The sequence below is a fragment of the Bacillus swezeyi genome, assembly GCF_030908325.1.
Classification (GTDB): domain Bacteria; phylum Bacillota; class Bacilli; order Bacillales; family Bacillaceae; genus Bacillus; species Bacillus swezeyi.
On sequence record NZ_CP133085.1, the window covers coordinates 2,391,194 to 2,405,747 of the forward strand.

13 protein-coding genes and 1 pseudogene are annotated in these 14,554 nt (G+C 44.6%); 5 read left to right on the top strand and 9 right to left on the bottom strand.

Annotation, left to right across the window (positions count from 1 at the left end):
* Position 1 precedes the first annotated feature (1 nt).
* Positions 2-1,579: a spore germination protein gene (locus RBH91_RS11555; protein WP_307891685.1), complete on the bottom strand. Its 1,578-nt coding sequence runs from the start codon at positions 1,577-1,579 to the stop codon at positions 2-4.
* Between the two features lie 156 nt (positions 1,580-1,735).
* Between RBH91_RS11555 and RBH91_RS11560 the strand changes: the two genes are divergently transcribed.
* The 3 genes and pseudogenes from RBH91_RS11560 (at position 1,736) to tlpB (ending at position 6,021) form a co-directional block, all read left to right on the top strand.
* Complete coding sequence (locus RBH91_RS11560; protein WP_307891686.1) at positions 1,736-2,836, top strand: GerAB/ArcD/ProY family transporter; 1,101 nt, start codon at positions 1,736-1,738, stop codon at positions 2,834-2,836.
* A gap of 228 nt (positions 2,837-3,064) precedes the next feature.
* Positions 3,065-3,895, top strand: a pseudogene (locus RBH91_RS11565) (GerAB/ArcD/ProY family transporter).
* A gap of 140 nt (positions 3,896-4,035) precedes the next feature.
* Positions 4,036-6,021 (top strand): methyl-accepting chemotaxis protein, encoded by a 1,986-nt coding sequence (tlpB, locus tag RBH91_RS22785; protein ID WP_307891687.1) that lies wholly within the window; start codon positions 4,036-4,038, stop codon positions 6,019-6,021.
* Positions 6,022-6,208: 187 nt separating this feature from the next.
* Here tlpB and csaA read toward each other — a convergent pair whose 3' ends face one another.
* On the bottom strand, positions 6,209-6,541 hold the full coding sequence (gene csaA / locus RBH91_RS11575) for a chaperone CsaA (RefSeq protein WP_076758441.1): 333 nt from the start codon (positions 6,539-6,541) through the stop codon (positions 6,209-6,211).
* Positions 6,542-6,804: 263 nt separating this feature from the next.
* On the opposite strand from csaA, the gene RBH91_RS11580 reads away from it, so the two are divergent.
* On the top strand, positions 6,805-8,133 hold the full coding sequence (locus RBH91_RS11580; protein ID WP_307891688.1) for a serine protease AprX: 1,329 nt from the start codon (positions 6,805-6,807) through the stop codon (positions 8,131-8,133).
* A 73-nt stretch (positions 8,134-8,206) separates the two neighbouring features.
* On the opposite strand, the gene RBH91_RS11585 is transcribed toward RBH91_RS11580, so the two are convergent.
* The 3 genes from RBH91_RS11585 to RBH91_RS11595 form a co-directional block, all read right to left on the bottom strand.
* Entirely contained in the window at positions 8,207-8,608 is a 402-nt protein-coding gene (locus RBH91_RS11585) for a DUF5367 family protein (RefSeq protein WP_076758446.1), read from the bottom strand.
* A gap of 12 nt (positions 8,609-8,620) precedes the next feature.
* Positions 8,621-9,226, bottom strand: a complete 606-nt coding sequence (locus RBH91_RS11590; RefSeq protein ID WP_307891689.1) for a TetR/AcrR family transcriptional regulator — start codon at positions 9,224-9,226, stop codon at positions 8,621-8,623.
* Between the two features lie 151 nt (positions 9,227-9,377).
* Entirely contained in the window at positions 9,378-9,869 is a 492-nt protein-coding gene (locus tag RBH91_RS11595) for a MarR family transcriptional regulator (RefSeq protein ID WP_307891690.1), read from the bottom strand.
* Positions 9,870-10,019: 150 nt separating this feature from the next.
* Here RBH91_RS11595 and yqeK point away from each other — a divergent pair, with 150 nt between their 5' ends.
* Complete coding sequence (yqeK, locus tag RBH91_RS11600) at positions 10,020-10,637, top strand: bis(5'-nucleosyl)-tetraphosphatase (symmetrical) YqeK (protein WP_307891691.1); 618 nt, start codon at positions 10,020-10,022, stop codon at positions 10,635-10,637.
* A gap of 138 nt (positions 10,638-10,775) precedes the next feature.
* Here the strand turns inward: yqeK and RBH91_RS11605 are convergent, their stop codons facing one another.
* From RBH91_RS11605 to RBH91_RS11620, 4 genes are read right to left on the bottom strand one after another with little or no spacing between them, the layout of a single operon-like run.
* Positions 10,776-11,261, bottom strand: a complete 486-nt coding sequence (locus tag RBH91_RS11605) for a DinB family protein (protein WP_307891692.1) — start codon at positions 11,259-11,261, stop codon at positions 10,776-10,778.
* Positions 11,262-11,319: 58 nt separating this feature from the next.
* Entirely contained in the window at positions 11,320-12,939 is a 1,620-nt protein-coding gene (locus tag RBH91_RS11610) for a YndJ family protein (RefSeq protein WP_307891693.1), read from the bottom strand.
* Positions 12,932-13,552 (bottom strand): DUF4166 domain-containing protein, encoded by a 621-nt coding sequence (locus tag RBH91_RS11615; RefSeq protein ID WP_307894723.1) that lies wholly within the window; start codon positions 13,550-13,552, stop codon positions 12,932-12,934. The genes RBH91_RS11610 and RBH91_RS11615 overlap by 8 nt, the downstream gene beginning before the upstream one ends.
* Positions 13,549-14,454: a DoxX-like family protein gene (locus tag RBH91_RS11620; RefSeq protein WP_307891694.1), complete on the bottom strand. Its 906-nt coding sequence runs from the start codon at positions 14,452-14,454 to the stop codon at positions 13,549-13,551. Before RBH91_RS11620 ends, RBH91_RS11615 begins: the two co-directional genes overlap by 4 nt.
* Positions 14,455-14,554: the final 100 nt, after the last annotated feature.

Consider the following 14,554-nt stretch of genomic DNA (forward strand, 5'->3'; position numbering starts at 1 on the left):
ATTATTTTCTCGAATTCGGCGGCTTTGGCGAAGCGGTGTCTTCGCGCTCGACGTTTTTTTGGCTGATTAAACGCGGACGAGAAAATAATCTCCACCGCGGCATCCGAAGAATCGCATCTTTTTGATCTTCGGCAATGAAGGGGCCGAACGGAGACATATACGGCACTCCAAACGACCGCAGACTGCATAAATGAAGAGTGAGAGCGATCAAGCCGACGATTATTCCGAATAATCCGAACGAAGCTGCCAGTCCCATAAAAATAAACCGAAGCATTCTCACGGAAATCGATAGATTAAACGAGCTGACGATAAAGCTTGAAATCGCCGTTATCGCGACGACGATAACCATGGCAGCGGAAACGATTCCGGCATCAACCGCCGCCGTCCCAATGACAAGCGTCCCCACAATCGAAACCGCCTGTCCGATCGTTTTCGGCATTCGGACACCGGCTTCGCGAAGAATTTCAAAAGTGACCTCCATTAAAAGAGCTTCAACAAAAGCTGGAAAAGGCACGCCCTCGCGCTGTGCTGCCAGATTAAGGAGCAGCGGCGTCGGCAGCATTTCCTGGTGAAACGTCGTGATGGCGATATACAGCGATGGTCCGAGCAGCGCGATAAAAAAGCCGACAAAACGGAGAAAGCGGAGCAGAGTTGTGATATCCGCGCGCTGATAATAGTCATCAGCGGTTTGAAAAAACTGAACAAACAGGGACGGAACCAGCAGAGCATTTGGACTTCCATCAACAAAAATAGCGACCCGCCCCTCCAGCAGATTCGCCGCCGTGACGTCAGGGCGTTCTGTATGAAAGATGGTGGGGAATGGCGTGTAGGTTTCATCTTGAATCAGCTCTTCGACATAGCCGGTTTCTAGAATGCTGTCAATTTCAATACGATCAAGCCGTTTTCGAACTTCCTCGACCACTTTGTTATTGACGATTCCTTTTATGTAAGCAATTGATACATTCGTTTTTGTAACGGTGCCGAGCTTCTTTGTTTCAAACCAGAGATTTTGGTCGTTGATAATGCGCCGGAGCAGCGCCGTGTTCGTCCGCAGACTTTCCGAGTAAGCCTCTTTTGGACCGCGCACTGTGTTTTCAACTGTCGCTTCGGTTACGCCGCGGTCTTTGCCGCCTTTCATTCCAAGAGCTAATCCCTGAGGATAGCCGTCCAGCAAAAAAATGACGTTCCCACTTAAGAGCGAGCTGAAAAGCGTGCTGTAATCGGAAAATTCTTTTAAGTCGGCAACAGTCAAAACAGAGTCTTTTAACCGGCTGAATGAGCTTTCTTCAGCAGACATGTCGCCTTTCTGAATATGAAACATTAAAGATTCAAGTATAAAATTTTGAACCGATGACTCATCGATTAAGCCGTCCGTATAAATGATCGCCGTCTTCAAATCCCCGTCTTTTCCGATTCGAAACTCCCGGACGATAATATCATCGCTGTCCCCGAGCATTTCTTTGACTTTTTGGACATTCTCTTTAAGGTTTGCTTTCAGCCCATCCTCCTCATCAGAAACTCGATCTTCGGAATGCTTTCCTGATAAGGATTGATAGTATCGATTTTTAAAAAATCTCATAACTTCCCCCTGCCATTGTTCATAGAGGTTTCCTGTATTTGGTTTTAATTTGCCTTGATTCAATTTTTTTATACCTTGAGGATGGTGTTTATAATGAATCTCTTTTGTTAATGACTAAGTATGTTTTTACAAAAGTTGGTTTTTGGAGGCAGAAAAATGGAGAAAGCCAAAATCAGCCCTCACCAGCTATTTTCTTTGATCGTATTATTCGAGTTTGGAACCGCGCTGATTGTTCCATTGGGAGTAGAAGCGAAACAGGACGCATGGCTGGCAGAATTGCTTGGTTTAACAGGTGGTATCGTATTATTGCTCCACTACTATTTTCTATACAGGCAATACCCGAATATGCTATTGACTCGTTATATACAAAATATATTAGGAAGATCCATTGGTTATTTAATAGGTCTTTTATATATTGCATTTTTTATCTATGGAGCATCAAGAGATCTTCGTGACGCCAGCGAACTTTTATTACTTCAATATGGTCAAACCCCGATGTTTATCCTGAGCGGGGTCTTAATGGTTATTGTTTGCTATGCTCTTTATCAAGGAATAGAGACGTTGGCAAGAACTGGAGAAATTATTTTTGGACTGGTATTTATCATGATCCTAGTGACTTTTTTCTCCATAATCGGTTCAAATGTTATCCGTCTTGAAAATTTGCTCCCAGTCTTAGAAAATGGGTGGAAGCCTGTTATCACAACCGCTTTTCCTGAACGTGTTTTTTTCCCTTACGGTGAATTAATATGCTTCACTACGATATTACCTTACTTAAATCAACAGAAAATGGGGATGGCATTTGGGCTGGCTGCCACCATTTTTAGCGGTTTGGTTTTAACGGTGACAATAATCATGGAAATCGCGGTATTAGGTGTTCATGGATGGTCAACTTCTGCCTTCCCATTTTTGAAATTTGTGGAAAAGATAAATTTTGGCGGATTTATACAAGGGTTACAAGGAGTTGCAATGATCGCACTCATTGTGGGGGATTTTGTTAAGGTGACAGTCTTTTCCTATGCAGCAGTGGCTTGTTCAGCAGATTTATTTCATGTTAAAAATTCCAGTAAATTTATCCTGCCGATCGGGCTGGTGATCCTAGCTCTCTCAATGATCATTGCTGGCAGCTATGCAGCACATATTGAACAGGGAAAAGCTGCACTATATTCGATCTTTCCCCTGTTTGCATTTATTATCCCATTGCTGTTAGTCACGGTCGCTTTTGTTCGGAAGCGTATCGGCGGCGGCAATCAGCACTAGCTCTTCTGGGGCTATGGTTCAAATCCGGTTACACTGCCAATACTTCGCGATTTTGAGGTGAAAGGCATTACTGATGTTAAAATCAATTACAGTCAATTTCTGACTTTAGTGATTTTATTTACGGTTGGAACAAGTATTTTAGAGATACCGGCGGGATTGGCCCGCGGAGGCAAAACAGGATGTCTGGATTGCAGCGAAAATGGGGATTGGAATCGGGGTATGCGTCATATGGCTGTTTATCGCCTTATCCCGTCCGTTTCCCCGGCTTACCTTTGTCGAAATCAACTGTTTGGCAAATGGATAGGCAAGACGGTTTCTCTTCTATTTGTGACCATGCCGCTCATTGATACAGCCGATCTCTTGTATTCAGCGGGGAATGTTGTCAAGACGGAAATGATGCCGGAAACACCGATCACACCCCTTAAGATTTTAATGGCGGTCATTTTGCTGCTGGACGTGCGGGTCAGATTTGAGAAGATCAGCCGCGCCGTTGAAATCTTCGTCGTCTTGTTCATCGCGCTGTTTATCATTTTTATGGTTTTGAACACACCGGAAATCGACTTTAACAACATTCAGCCCATTTTTGAAACAGATCTGAAAACCATACTGTGGGCTTCCATGGACATGGTGCCCTACGTCTTCTATCCATTCCGTTGTGTTATTAATGATTTACCCAGTTTTTCTCAATGAGCCTGAAAAAGCTCGAAATCTTTTTATCATTGGGAGTGTCATTGGCGGGGTGATTGTTTTAATCAAGACCTTTCTCAGTATTTTGCAGACGCTACAGCCAGACTGCTGTATCCGAGTGATGCGTTAGCCGAGAAGATTCAGATCGGCAACTTTTTGACGAGAATCGAAGTGATCATGACCAGCATGTGGATGATGACTATCTATACGAAGATGGCGCTTTATTTTTACGCTTCGGCAAATTATAAATTTGAAAAGCGGCCGTCCTCTTACGTTGCCATTAGGTATGATCGCCCTCACCTTTCGACATTCATTTTTCCAGATGCGGCCTATGAAAAAATCGGACGGCCATCGCCTATACCGTCTCGATGAGGCTGCTTACCCCTTATCATGCGGGAGCGGCCGCCTTTTATCCTGTTATTTTATTTCGAAGCCAAAATTCTAAAAATTAATGCAAAAATATGATAATTGTCCGATATTAATGTCGTAAACTAGAAAAAGGAGTTTTGGCCATGAAAAAAATATTGGACTGGATCAAGCGTCCGTCTCTTTCAAAAAAATTAACGATCTCATTTTTATTGATTTTAACTGTGCCCATACTCACCCTTTCAATTGCTTCTGTCTATCAGGCCAGCAGTTCGCTGGAAGATGAAATCATGAGAAGCGCAAGAAACAGTGTCGACCAATTAAATGAAATGATTGATCAAAACGTCGAAAAAAAGGCAGATGCAATTACATATTTTAGCGAAGTGATTCACGAAAAGACGTACAAGGAAAAAGGCCGGACTTCATTAAGAGAAAAATTTGAACAATACGCAAAACAAAACAAAGATGTAGAAGCGATCTTCACGGGGTCAAAAGACAGCGTATATGTCCAGCACCCTTATACCAAAATGCCGGATGACTACGATCCGGTTGAAAGAGGCTGGTATCAAGAGGCCGCTGAGAAAAAAGGCGAAGTGATTGTTACAGAACCGTATGAATCTGCCGCGACAGGCAATACGGTCATCACAATCGCCAGACAAAATGATGACGGATCAGGAGTTGCCGCACTCAGCTTGAACATTGACGAGCTGATTAAAGCAACCAACGATGTCAAAATCGGAAAAAGCGGGTTCGCGTTCATTTCAAGCGCTGATAAAAAATATATTGCACACCCAACGATTAAAGCCGGTACTGAAGGAGAAGGCGACTGGGTCGAGCAAGTCTACAGCAAAGAAAAAGGCGAGTACAAGTATACGTTTCAAGGGAAAGACAGGCAAATAACTTTTGCGACAAACAAACTGACCGGCTGGAAAATCGCCGGAACGATGTTTGCAGATGAAATCACAAATGCAGCAAAGCCGGCCTTTCATATGGCTCTTATCGTATTTGCAGGAGCGGTTGTGCTTGGCGGAATTCTTATTTATTTTATTATTCGTACGATCAGCAAACCGTTGACTCAGCTTGTTTCATCTGCTAAGAGCATCAGCAGCGGAGATCTGACACAGCAAATCGAAGTGCAGTCAAACGATGAGTTTGGACAGCTCGGTAAAAGCTTTAACGATATGTCCGAATCGCTCCGCACCCTGATCGGCACGATTCAAGAATCGGTTGATAATGTCGCCGCTTCTTCCGAACAGCTGACTGCAAGCGCAGATCAGACGAGCAAAGCGACAGAACACATCACTTCAGCGATCGAGCAATTTTCAAGCGGTGCTGAAAGCCAGAGTGAGAAAGTCGAAACAAGCTCTCATCAGCTCAGTCAAATGAATGACAGGCTGAGTGAAATGACTGAGGTATCAAAATCGATCACAACATCATCAATCAAATCGACAGAAGTCGCTGAGACAGGCGGCGAGCTTGTTCAAAAAACCGTCGGCCAAATGAATTCGATCGATCAATCGGTCAAACAAGCTGAAGGTGTTGTCAAAGGACTTGAAGCCAAATCAAAAGACATTACTTCGATCCTCCGCGTCATTAACGGAATTGCCGACCAAACAAATTTGCTGGCACTGAATGCCGCAATCGAGGCTGCGCGCGCCGGAGAGTCGGGCAGAGGTTTTTCCGTCGTCGCTGAAGAAGTCCGGAAACTGGCCGCCCAATCAGCGGACTCAGCAAAAGAAATCGAAACGTTGATTCAGGAAATCGTCAAAGAAATCGAGCACTCACTCAACATGTTTAAATCGGTCAATCATGAAGTGCAGTCCGGTCTGAAAATTACCGAGAAAACGGATGAGAGCTTTAACCAGATCAGCGACATGACAAATGAGATTGCCGGGAAACTGCAAACGCTGAACACAGCCGTCGAGCAGCTGTCAAAAGGCTCGCATGAAGTCTCTGGAGCTGTTGAAGACATTGCCGAAGTTTCAAGAGAAAGCACTGCGGGTATACAGGATATTGCCGCATCGGCAGAAGAACAGCTGGCATCAATGGAAGAAATCAGCTCATCTTCTGCCACACTTGAACAAATGGCTGAAGATCTGCGTGAGTTGACGAAAAAATTTAAGGTCAATTAAAAAAAGAGAGGCTCCTGTTGAATAGGAGCCTCTCTCAGATTTTGTCACCACTTTTAGACGTGATTGAGGGCGGCGTTCAGGCAGGACGCCTGAGCGATTAGCCGCCGTTCCTTCTTGAACGTGAGCACCGGCTCAGCAGGCCTGACAAAGAACGCGAGGATTTGTCGATACGCTGCCCTTTTATGTATTACCCAATCTTCGTTCCATTTGGCGCTTCTTCATCAGGCCTTAATAAAATCACATCGCCTTTTTCCGGAACACCGCCAAGAACGAGAACCTCTGATTTAAATCCGGCAATCCGCCGCGGCGGAAAATTGACCACTGCTGTTACCTGCCGGCCTTCAAGCTTTTCAGGCGTATAGCGCTTTGTGATTTGTGCGCTCGACCGCTTGACACCGATTTCATCTCCGAAATCGATCTCCAGCTTCATCGCCGGGACCCTCGCTTCCGCAAAGATTTCCGCTTTCAAAATCGTTCCAATCCGAATATCGAGCTTTAAAAAGTCTTCAATTACTGCCATGTTTTTCTCCTCCTTCATCATGACCTTTTCTCCCTGTTTCCCCAGTATACATGAACAAGAATAGAATACCATGTCTCCCCCCTTCGTTTAAACAGACATTTCTTCTTTGCACGCGAGTCAGAAGGACTCTGGCATCAATCTATCAGCCGCTTTTCAATAGTGAACCGGCCCCTTTTGCCAGCTGTTCAGGACAACCAACTTTACGGGATCTACCTTTCCTTCATAGATTATCAGAAAGTATAACTTAAAAGAGGTGGATCTCGATGTTCGGTTCCTACATGGTTCAAATGGTTCGGGCCAACGCCCATAAATTAGACCGTCCCCTGAGAGAAAGCGTGTTGAAGCTCTATAAACCTTTCAAATGGACGCCATGTTTTCTGCACGGCCTTTTTGAAAAGTTCCTTTTGAAAAACAAAAAAATATCTATCATTATTGAGTTCGAAAAAGACTGTCATGATAAAGGCTATCAGATTGTAAAAGAGATGGCCGCGAATCAAAGACGGAACAGAATAAAGCATCATTTCACCAAAATCAACTGCTGCAGCGCCGAAGTTACCCCTTCTGTTTTGCAATCGTTTCTATCACAGTGCAGCGACATCCGAAAAATTTATTTAAATCGGACTGTTAAAGCGCTTCTCGATGTTGCGGTCGAATCAAGCAATGCTAAGGAAGTCGTCAGAAACAATCAGACATTGACAGGAAAAGGTGTTACGGTAGCTGTCGTGGATACCGGAATATATCCGCATTCAGACCTCGAAGGAAGGATCAGAGCTTTTGCCGACTTTGTCAACCAAAGAGCTGAACCATATGATGACAATGGGCATGGCACCCATTGCGCCGGCGATGTTGCAGGGAATGGAGCCGCTTCTTCCGGAGAATACCGCGGCCCCGCTCCTGAAGCCGAGCTGATTGGTGTGAAAGTGTTGGACAAAATGGGGTCCGGCTCGCTCGAAACTGTGATTCAAGGGATAGACTGGTGTATACAGTTTAATGAAGAACATCCGGACGGTCCGATCGATATTATCTCAATGTCGCTTGGTTCAGATGCTCTTTCCTATGAAAATGAAGAGGAAGACCCTGTCGTCAAAGCCGTTAATGCAGCTTGGGACGCGGGAATTGTCGTCTGCGCCGCCGCTGGAAATTCAGGACCTGATGCCCAAACGATCGCCAGCCCGGGTGTCAGCCGTAAGATCATTACAGTCGGAGCTTTGGATGACCGCAATACCGTCAGCCGGGATGACGATGATGTCGCTTCATATTCAAGCAGAGGGCCGACCATTTATGGCCAGGTCAAACCAGACCTTTTAGCACCGGGAACCAATATTACTTCACTGCGCTCACCTGGATCTTTTCTTGATAAACTGCAAAAAGCCAACCGGGTCGGCACAGATTATATGACATTGTCTGGAACGTCAATGGCTACGCCGATTTGTGCAGGCATTGCCGCACTCCTTCTCCAGCAAGCCCCTGACGTTCCACCCGATGAAGTCAAAAGGCTTTTAATGGACGGAGCCGATTTGTGGAAAGATAGAGACCCAAATATTTACGGTGCAGGTTACATTAATGCTGAAATTTCCATTCCCCTAGACTGACTGGCATCTAAAATCTGAACAACGCTTTCGCCCGTTTTCATTCTATGTTAAACGGGCGAATATACATCAATATTCAAGCGGCTTTTTTTCTTGTCAGCATCAGCGGAATCATCAAATACATGGCATAGGCGCATACCATCCAAATCGCAAATGAAATCACTTGCCCCTCGGAAAATGCAGGGAAAATCAGCGGATGGTTCCATACCGAAAAAGTGTCAAGGAACAAACCGACCGCCGATCCCCAAATCCCGAGTTTTAAGGCCGCAAACGGTGATTTATCAAGTTGTTGATAAAACAGCAATACTGTATACAAAACAACAAATGTTCCTGTTTCCAAAAGCAAAAAATGAATCCAAAAAGTATGTTGTCCAGGTTCGGCAAGAACTGAATCGCCAAACAGCACAAAAAACATGGTTGCCCCCAGCCAGACAAGGAAAGAAAAAAGAAGAGTCAAACCTAATTTTTGCGTAAACATTGCCAATCCCCCTTACTGATCCGCCTTTTCATGCTGCTTTAAAGCGTCTTCCGTCAGCTTCTGCAGCACAAGCTCCAGTTCTTGATAGATTTCATCAGAAGAAAACTCAGATGAAATAAAAGACTGCAGGGCAAGGCCGTCGATCAGTGCATTGAGAAGTATGCCCCACGTTTTAAGTGAGACCCCTTCAACAGGAGATCGCTTCCATAACGCAGAAAGCTGATCTGCTAAAAACGTATTTTCATCGTCCAAAAGCTCCCCCAATTGTTTGTTTATCCTCTCATTTCGAAAACCAAAGACGACCAATTCTAAAAATAGCTGATGATAATATGCACCTTCCTGAGTTCTTGCCTTTGCAGAAGCTAATCCATCCTTCATTTTTTCAGCCACAGGCTTTTGATTTGCCCTTAAACTCTCCCAAGACGTGGAGCAAACATCCCGAACCACTTCAAAAACAAGCTGCTCTTTTGTGCGAAAATGATAGTAAACAGTTCCCTGTGTCACATTTGCATCTTCTGCAACCGCCTTTAACGTCAGATTTTCCAACCCGCGCTCTGCAATGCGTCGTTTAGCTGCTTCAATCAGCATCTCTTTTGATGTCACATTTGGCCTTGCCATTCATTCACCTTCTCAGTTATTCAGATAACTAACTTATTTGATTAAATTTTAATATGGAAATCATTGCGTGTCAATCCTCAAATTTCATACTATTAGTTTACATAATATCATTATGATAAATCATTGACTCAACATCTCTTTTTTCCGCTTTTTATTTATTCACGTCTTGTTTTTTTCCTGCCATGACCGTCAATCCTTGAAGAAATTTCAAAATGGCGCTCTGTTCCGGCTCTGAAAAAGAATCGAGAAACTGGTCAAACGTTTCCGCTTTTTTCTGATGGAGCTTTTCATGTAGCTCAAATACTTGCTTCCCGCTTGGCGTCAGCCGGAAATAGACTTCTTTTTTGTTGTCTGTCAGTTGAAAACGTTTGATCAACCCCTCCTTTAAGAGCCTTGAACTGATTTTTGTAATATTTGCTTTAGATAAATTCATTTTCTTTGCAATTCCGGTATTATTGATCGGTTCACTATGACCGATGCAGCTGATGACATGAATGGTTGTCATATTCCCGGGCAGCCGCTTGACTTCAGCCTCATCCGCCTGCTTCAGAAGCGCTTTGAGATCTGTATCCGCTTTTTGTTCATTAAGGTGCAGCAGTTTGACATACATATCATAGATCAGCTGTTTTGTCAGTTCAGACATTGTCCATCGACATTCCTTTCTTTTTCTTTTCCAGTTAACAAAATATTTTAATTCCATTTATCAGGGCTTGTCAACCTTATGGTAAGCTAATCATGCAAAAGAAAATTGTTTTTGTTTATGATTAAACATCATAAAGAGGGAGAGGTGCTGATGAACGTTTATGAACAAGATTTGCAGAAGGGCATTCGCTTCACCGGCAGTGTATATACAGATGCTTTAGAATTTTTTTATCACCACCATCAAGATAGAACGGCAGAACATTCAATAAGGGTCAAAAAAGCGGCTGAAACATTGGCCAAATCGTTTCATGTTCCTGTGCGAAAAGCCGCAATAGCCGGGATTTTGCATGACATCAGCGCCGTCATTCCAAATGAGAAAAGGATCGCTGCTGCTGAAGCGCTCGGCATTGATATCCTGCCCGAAGAACGGGTATTTCCGATGATCATCCATCAAAAGCTGTCAAAAGTGCTGGCCCGGGATTTGTTTCATACACAAGATCAAGATATTTTAAATGCAATAGAATGTCATACAACACTTAAAGCCAATCCCTCTCCCCTCGACCTTGTGGTATTTGCAGCAGATAAAATAGAATGGGATCAGTCCGGGAGGCCGCCTTACATCAAAGAACTTCAGGAAGCGCTGGAGATTTCCTTGGAGCATGGAGCTTTTCAATATATTCAATATTTGTGGAATGAAAGAGACAAACTGAAGGTTGTCCATCCTTGGCTGAGAGATGCCTACCACAATCTGAAAGAAAAAATCGGTTAGGGCAGCGGCACATGCTCCCGCCGAACGATAGGAAAGAAAAGGATCGCTTACATGCCAATCTGTCAAATGACTTGGTGCAGGCGGCCGGGCAAAAGCGCCCTTAACCGCCATAGTGCCTCACGCGGAGCTGGGCGGACGCTAGTTCACGCCTTTTGATGGATCCCAGCTTTTCTGCTGCTTTCTCATATGGACGATTTGTCCCAAGTGATAGGCATTATGGAGAATCAGGCAGGATAAAATGTCCGCCCATGTAGCGTTTGGATCGTGCTCTGCCGGCTGTGTCAGCACCGATTCTTCACATGCTGCAATCGTATGGATCCAATCGGAATAGATGCGGTCCAGCTCCTGGCTGCTTTCTTTCCAGCCAAGGCCGCTCTTGTTGACAAACGTGTCATCGATCGTATAATCAAATGCCGGGACGGGAATCCCTTTAAACCGCTTTAAATACCGCTCATTATAGAAAATTAAATGATTGACAATTTCTAAAATCGAATTTTCCGCACCTTCTCCTTTTTGCCTTGCCTGGCTTTCGGTAAGATCTGCGGCAGCCGTTTGAAAACAAACAAACCAAGTCGTTTCGTTATAGCACGCTTTAAACTGTTCAAGTAAGACATTTTTCAGCATAAATACCCTCCAGTTCGATTCGATTTGTGTCCTCTTTTTCATTTGCTAACTTCGCTCTTCATGATGCGGAATCCTTTTTTTCAATATCATATTGAATATCGAGGAACCGTATACCAAATAACCACATGCGATGAAACGCAAAGAGCCTGTCCTGCCCCGCTGCTTTAATTTTAAAACGTTCTGCAAGAGGCAGTTTAAATGTTCCAGCCCTTGTGGAAAGGAAAATGCCTTCATCACCTCGAGCAGACTGCGGCTCCCTGCTGGTCAAGATGAGACAGCCGTCCTCTGCCTTCGGTTTTAAAATCCCTGTCATATGAGAAAAAGGGAGCGGCAGGGCAATGTTCATGTATGTGGTCTTCTCATGGGTATGAACGGAATAGAGCGCCACAAAAATGGTCTCCCCTTCCTCATTTGTTCTAACCCAGGCGCGCACATTCTCCCTTCCGTCTTTGTCTGAATCGACGCCGATAATCGAGCCGTTCATATCCTGCCAGCCCGATTTCATCCCCAGGTGGATTTGGCCTAACCTGGCTGAGATCATTTGGTAGATAAAAGCAAACGGCTTAAACCATGGCCGCCAGGCGATCTCCGCTTTTAAAACATAATCGGCCGTATTTTCGTAGAAATCGATCATCAGAGGAGGAAGCATTTCAGGCCTGAACTCGCTTGTCCGGAAAATACCCATGTCATCGGCAAGCCCTTGATAAGATGCCCTGCTTTTCAGGCGCTGTCTGTTTAAAAAATCAGCTCCGATTCTCCATGTTCCAAAAATGCGGCTCAGCCGTTTGCCATTATGCTTTTCCCTTGCCGGTTCAGGACGTTCAAGGTGCCAGCCGATAAGCGCCGGGATGATGACGGCAATGGCGTTTACAAGCCCGTGGAACCAAATCATCTCCTGAATCGTAAAAGTCGGACGGCCGCGAAACACGCCGTAAGAATAAATAAGGGAACATGCAATCGTGAGCATGAGCATCAAAGATGAAAAGATCACAAACCGGCGCGCGATTTTGTTTTTGAAGGATGTACGCCACAACAGGAAGCCGCCGCAATAAATGGCAGCCAAATACAGCGAAACGGCTATTAAATCGATGATTTTAGAAAACGATATTCCGATTGCGATCAAAAGCGGAGACATCATGATGATCCATGTGACCGTCTTATACAGGCGGTTTTTCCTTTTCAGCTTCCTTCCGAGCATTCCATTAAAAATTGGAAGGAAGACCGCTGAATAATGAAAGTGCACCGCTGTCAGCAGGACAATAAGCAGACCAAAATTCATCACTTCAAGATTCAGTGTATAGGCAAAAAGCCAAAAACCTCCGAAAGGAAGATAAAGCAGGCCGCAATCGATTGACACCTCCTCAAGGCGGCGGCCTCCCCTTTCCCAGATGCGGAGCGCGCCGAACAAAGCGATCATTCCCGTATAGCAAAGCCAAATCAACGAAAAAAACGGCGAATGAAATATTAGAGAAAACAAAGCTGAACATGCGGCAATAGGAAACATGCGGATGATCAGCTGTGAGAAACCATTTTCATGCCGAATGAGCCGGATTGCAATCGGTATGAAAAACAAGGCCGATAATAAAAGAAGCGCCTCTGCAGGCGGTATATCCGGCGCCTTGGCGAGGATGAAAGCCGCATAACAAAGTGCGCTGACAAGCCAATGAAATCTAGTCATTTTCCTCACCTGCTTCTTGAAATGTCCCTTTGTATAAAAAAAGCGTTCCGGCTATTTGATTTTTCACATGGACATCAATCGTAAAACAGCCTTTCTTCTCATCATACGATTCGTTCACAACAGAAAAACCGTAAAAACACTTTGGCAGCGGAATCTTTTTTCCGAATAAAGGAAACCATTGTTTGACAGAGATAATCGATAATGAACCGTTTACTTCCGCTTTAAAATAGAGGCTTGAAATCAGGATCGGTGGATGTCCGAAAAAATCGATAATTTCTCCTCTTTTTTCATCATAGATCATGACGGCATCAAAATGCCTTCGTTTATCAGGAAAAAAGAAAGTCCTGTTCCATTCGGCTACGGGTGTATTTTTTTTCGTCAGCCGGATTTTATTTTCAATGGTAAACGGAATATCTCTTCCTCTTTCGGGGAAAAAACAGCGGAATATCGTCCCGGCTCTACATAACAGCCTTGTCACAAATGAGCCGCCTGAAATTTCCGACATTACCCCTTTTCCTCTAAATGCGTTTTCCGGAGTGATCCGATACCGCTGCTTGAGTTTCGGATGGAGAAGGTGAAAATCTTCTATCACATTTTCATAAATCGACATCAGCCTTTACGCCTCTTTCTGATCGTATTTCTTGCACTTGGAATATCGTCAGCGCTCAAATAGCCGATCAAGGACAAAACGATAAGTGCAGCATTGAGTGTGACAGGGTTAAAGGGGTGTGCAAACGCTGCGGTATCGGCCATTCCCGCACAGACGGAAAGCAGCACAAGCAGCCCGATGTGCGGAAGAAACCACTTCTTTTTATGAAAAGGAAACAGCCATAAAACACCGATCATCACCTCGGCCAAGCCGATCAGCTTCAGCGCGGCTTCCGGATGAAAACGGCCGCCTAAAAGAGAGGCAAGCATGCTGATTTCCAGAGGATGCGAGACTGCAATTTTCGGGACAAGCCCTTGATACACCCAAACGAAAAAAAGCAACAGGCATACGAGCCAGTAAATCGCCGTTTTTTGAAAAAGGAGCTTTGGATGAAGCCCTTTTTCAAGCCAAAGTCTGAGTGCATCAAAACTCCAAGCCGTCGCCCAGCCGAGCAGCGGCCTGAATGCAACATCAGCGAGGCGTCCCAGCCGGCCGTGATTTGTCTCATAATCGTATTGCGTAATAAAGGCAACCCCATCTTCTTTCTCACTGTATTTCCAATAGCCTCGCCCTTCGCGAATGAGGGAAAGCGCATTTTTTGTACCGAATTTCAGTGATGAGACTCTTTCTCCCGTTTCTTTAGAGATGTTTCCGACAGACGCTCCTGTGCCGGAAATTTTTAAGCCAAAGCCGATTCTCGTTTCGTATAAGAATCTTTGCGGGTCTTCGGCTTCGCTGTTTAAATAGGTAATGTCTGTAAACCGCAAATCCCATAGTTCATGGAGCTTAGGATCTTGAGTAAAACGCCATAAACGCTCAATGTCAGCATGGATGAAAATTTCTACGTAAATCGGAGTTTTTTTCATAGCGCCCGCCTTTTTGTGAATATTTTCACATTGCAAGAATAACATGGAACTCTTTTGCTGTGAACCACTTTTTGACATAGGACGCTCATTTTTTTCGGCA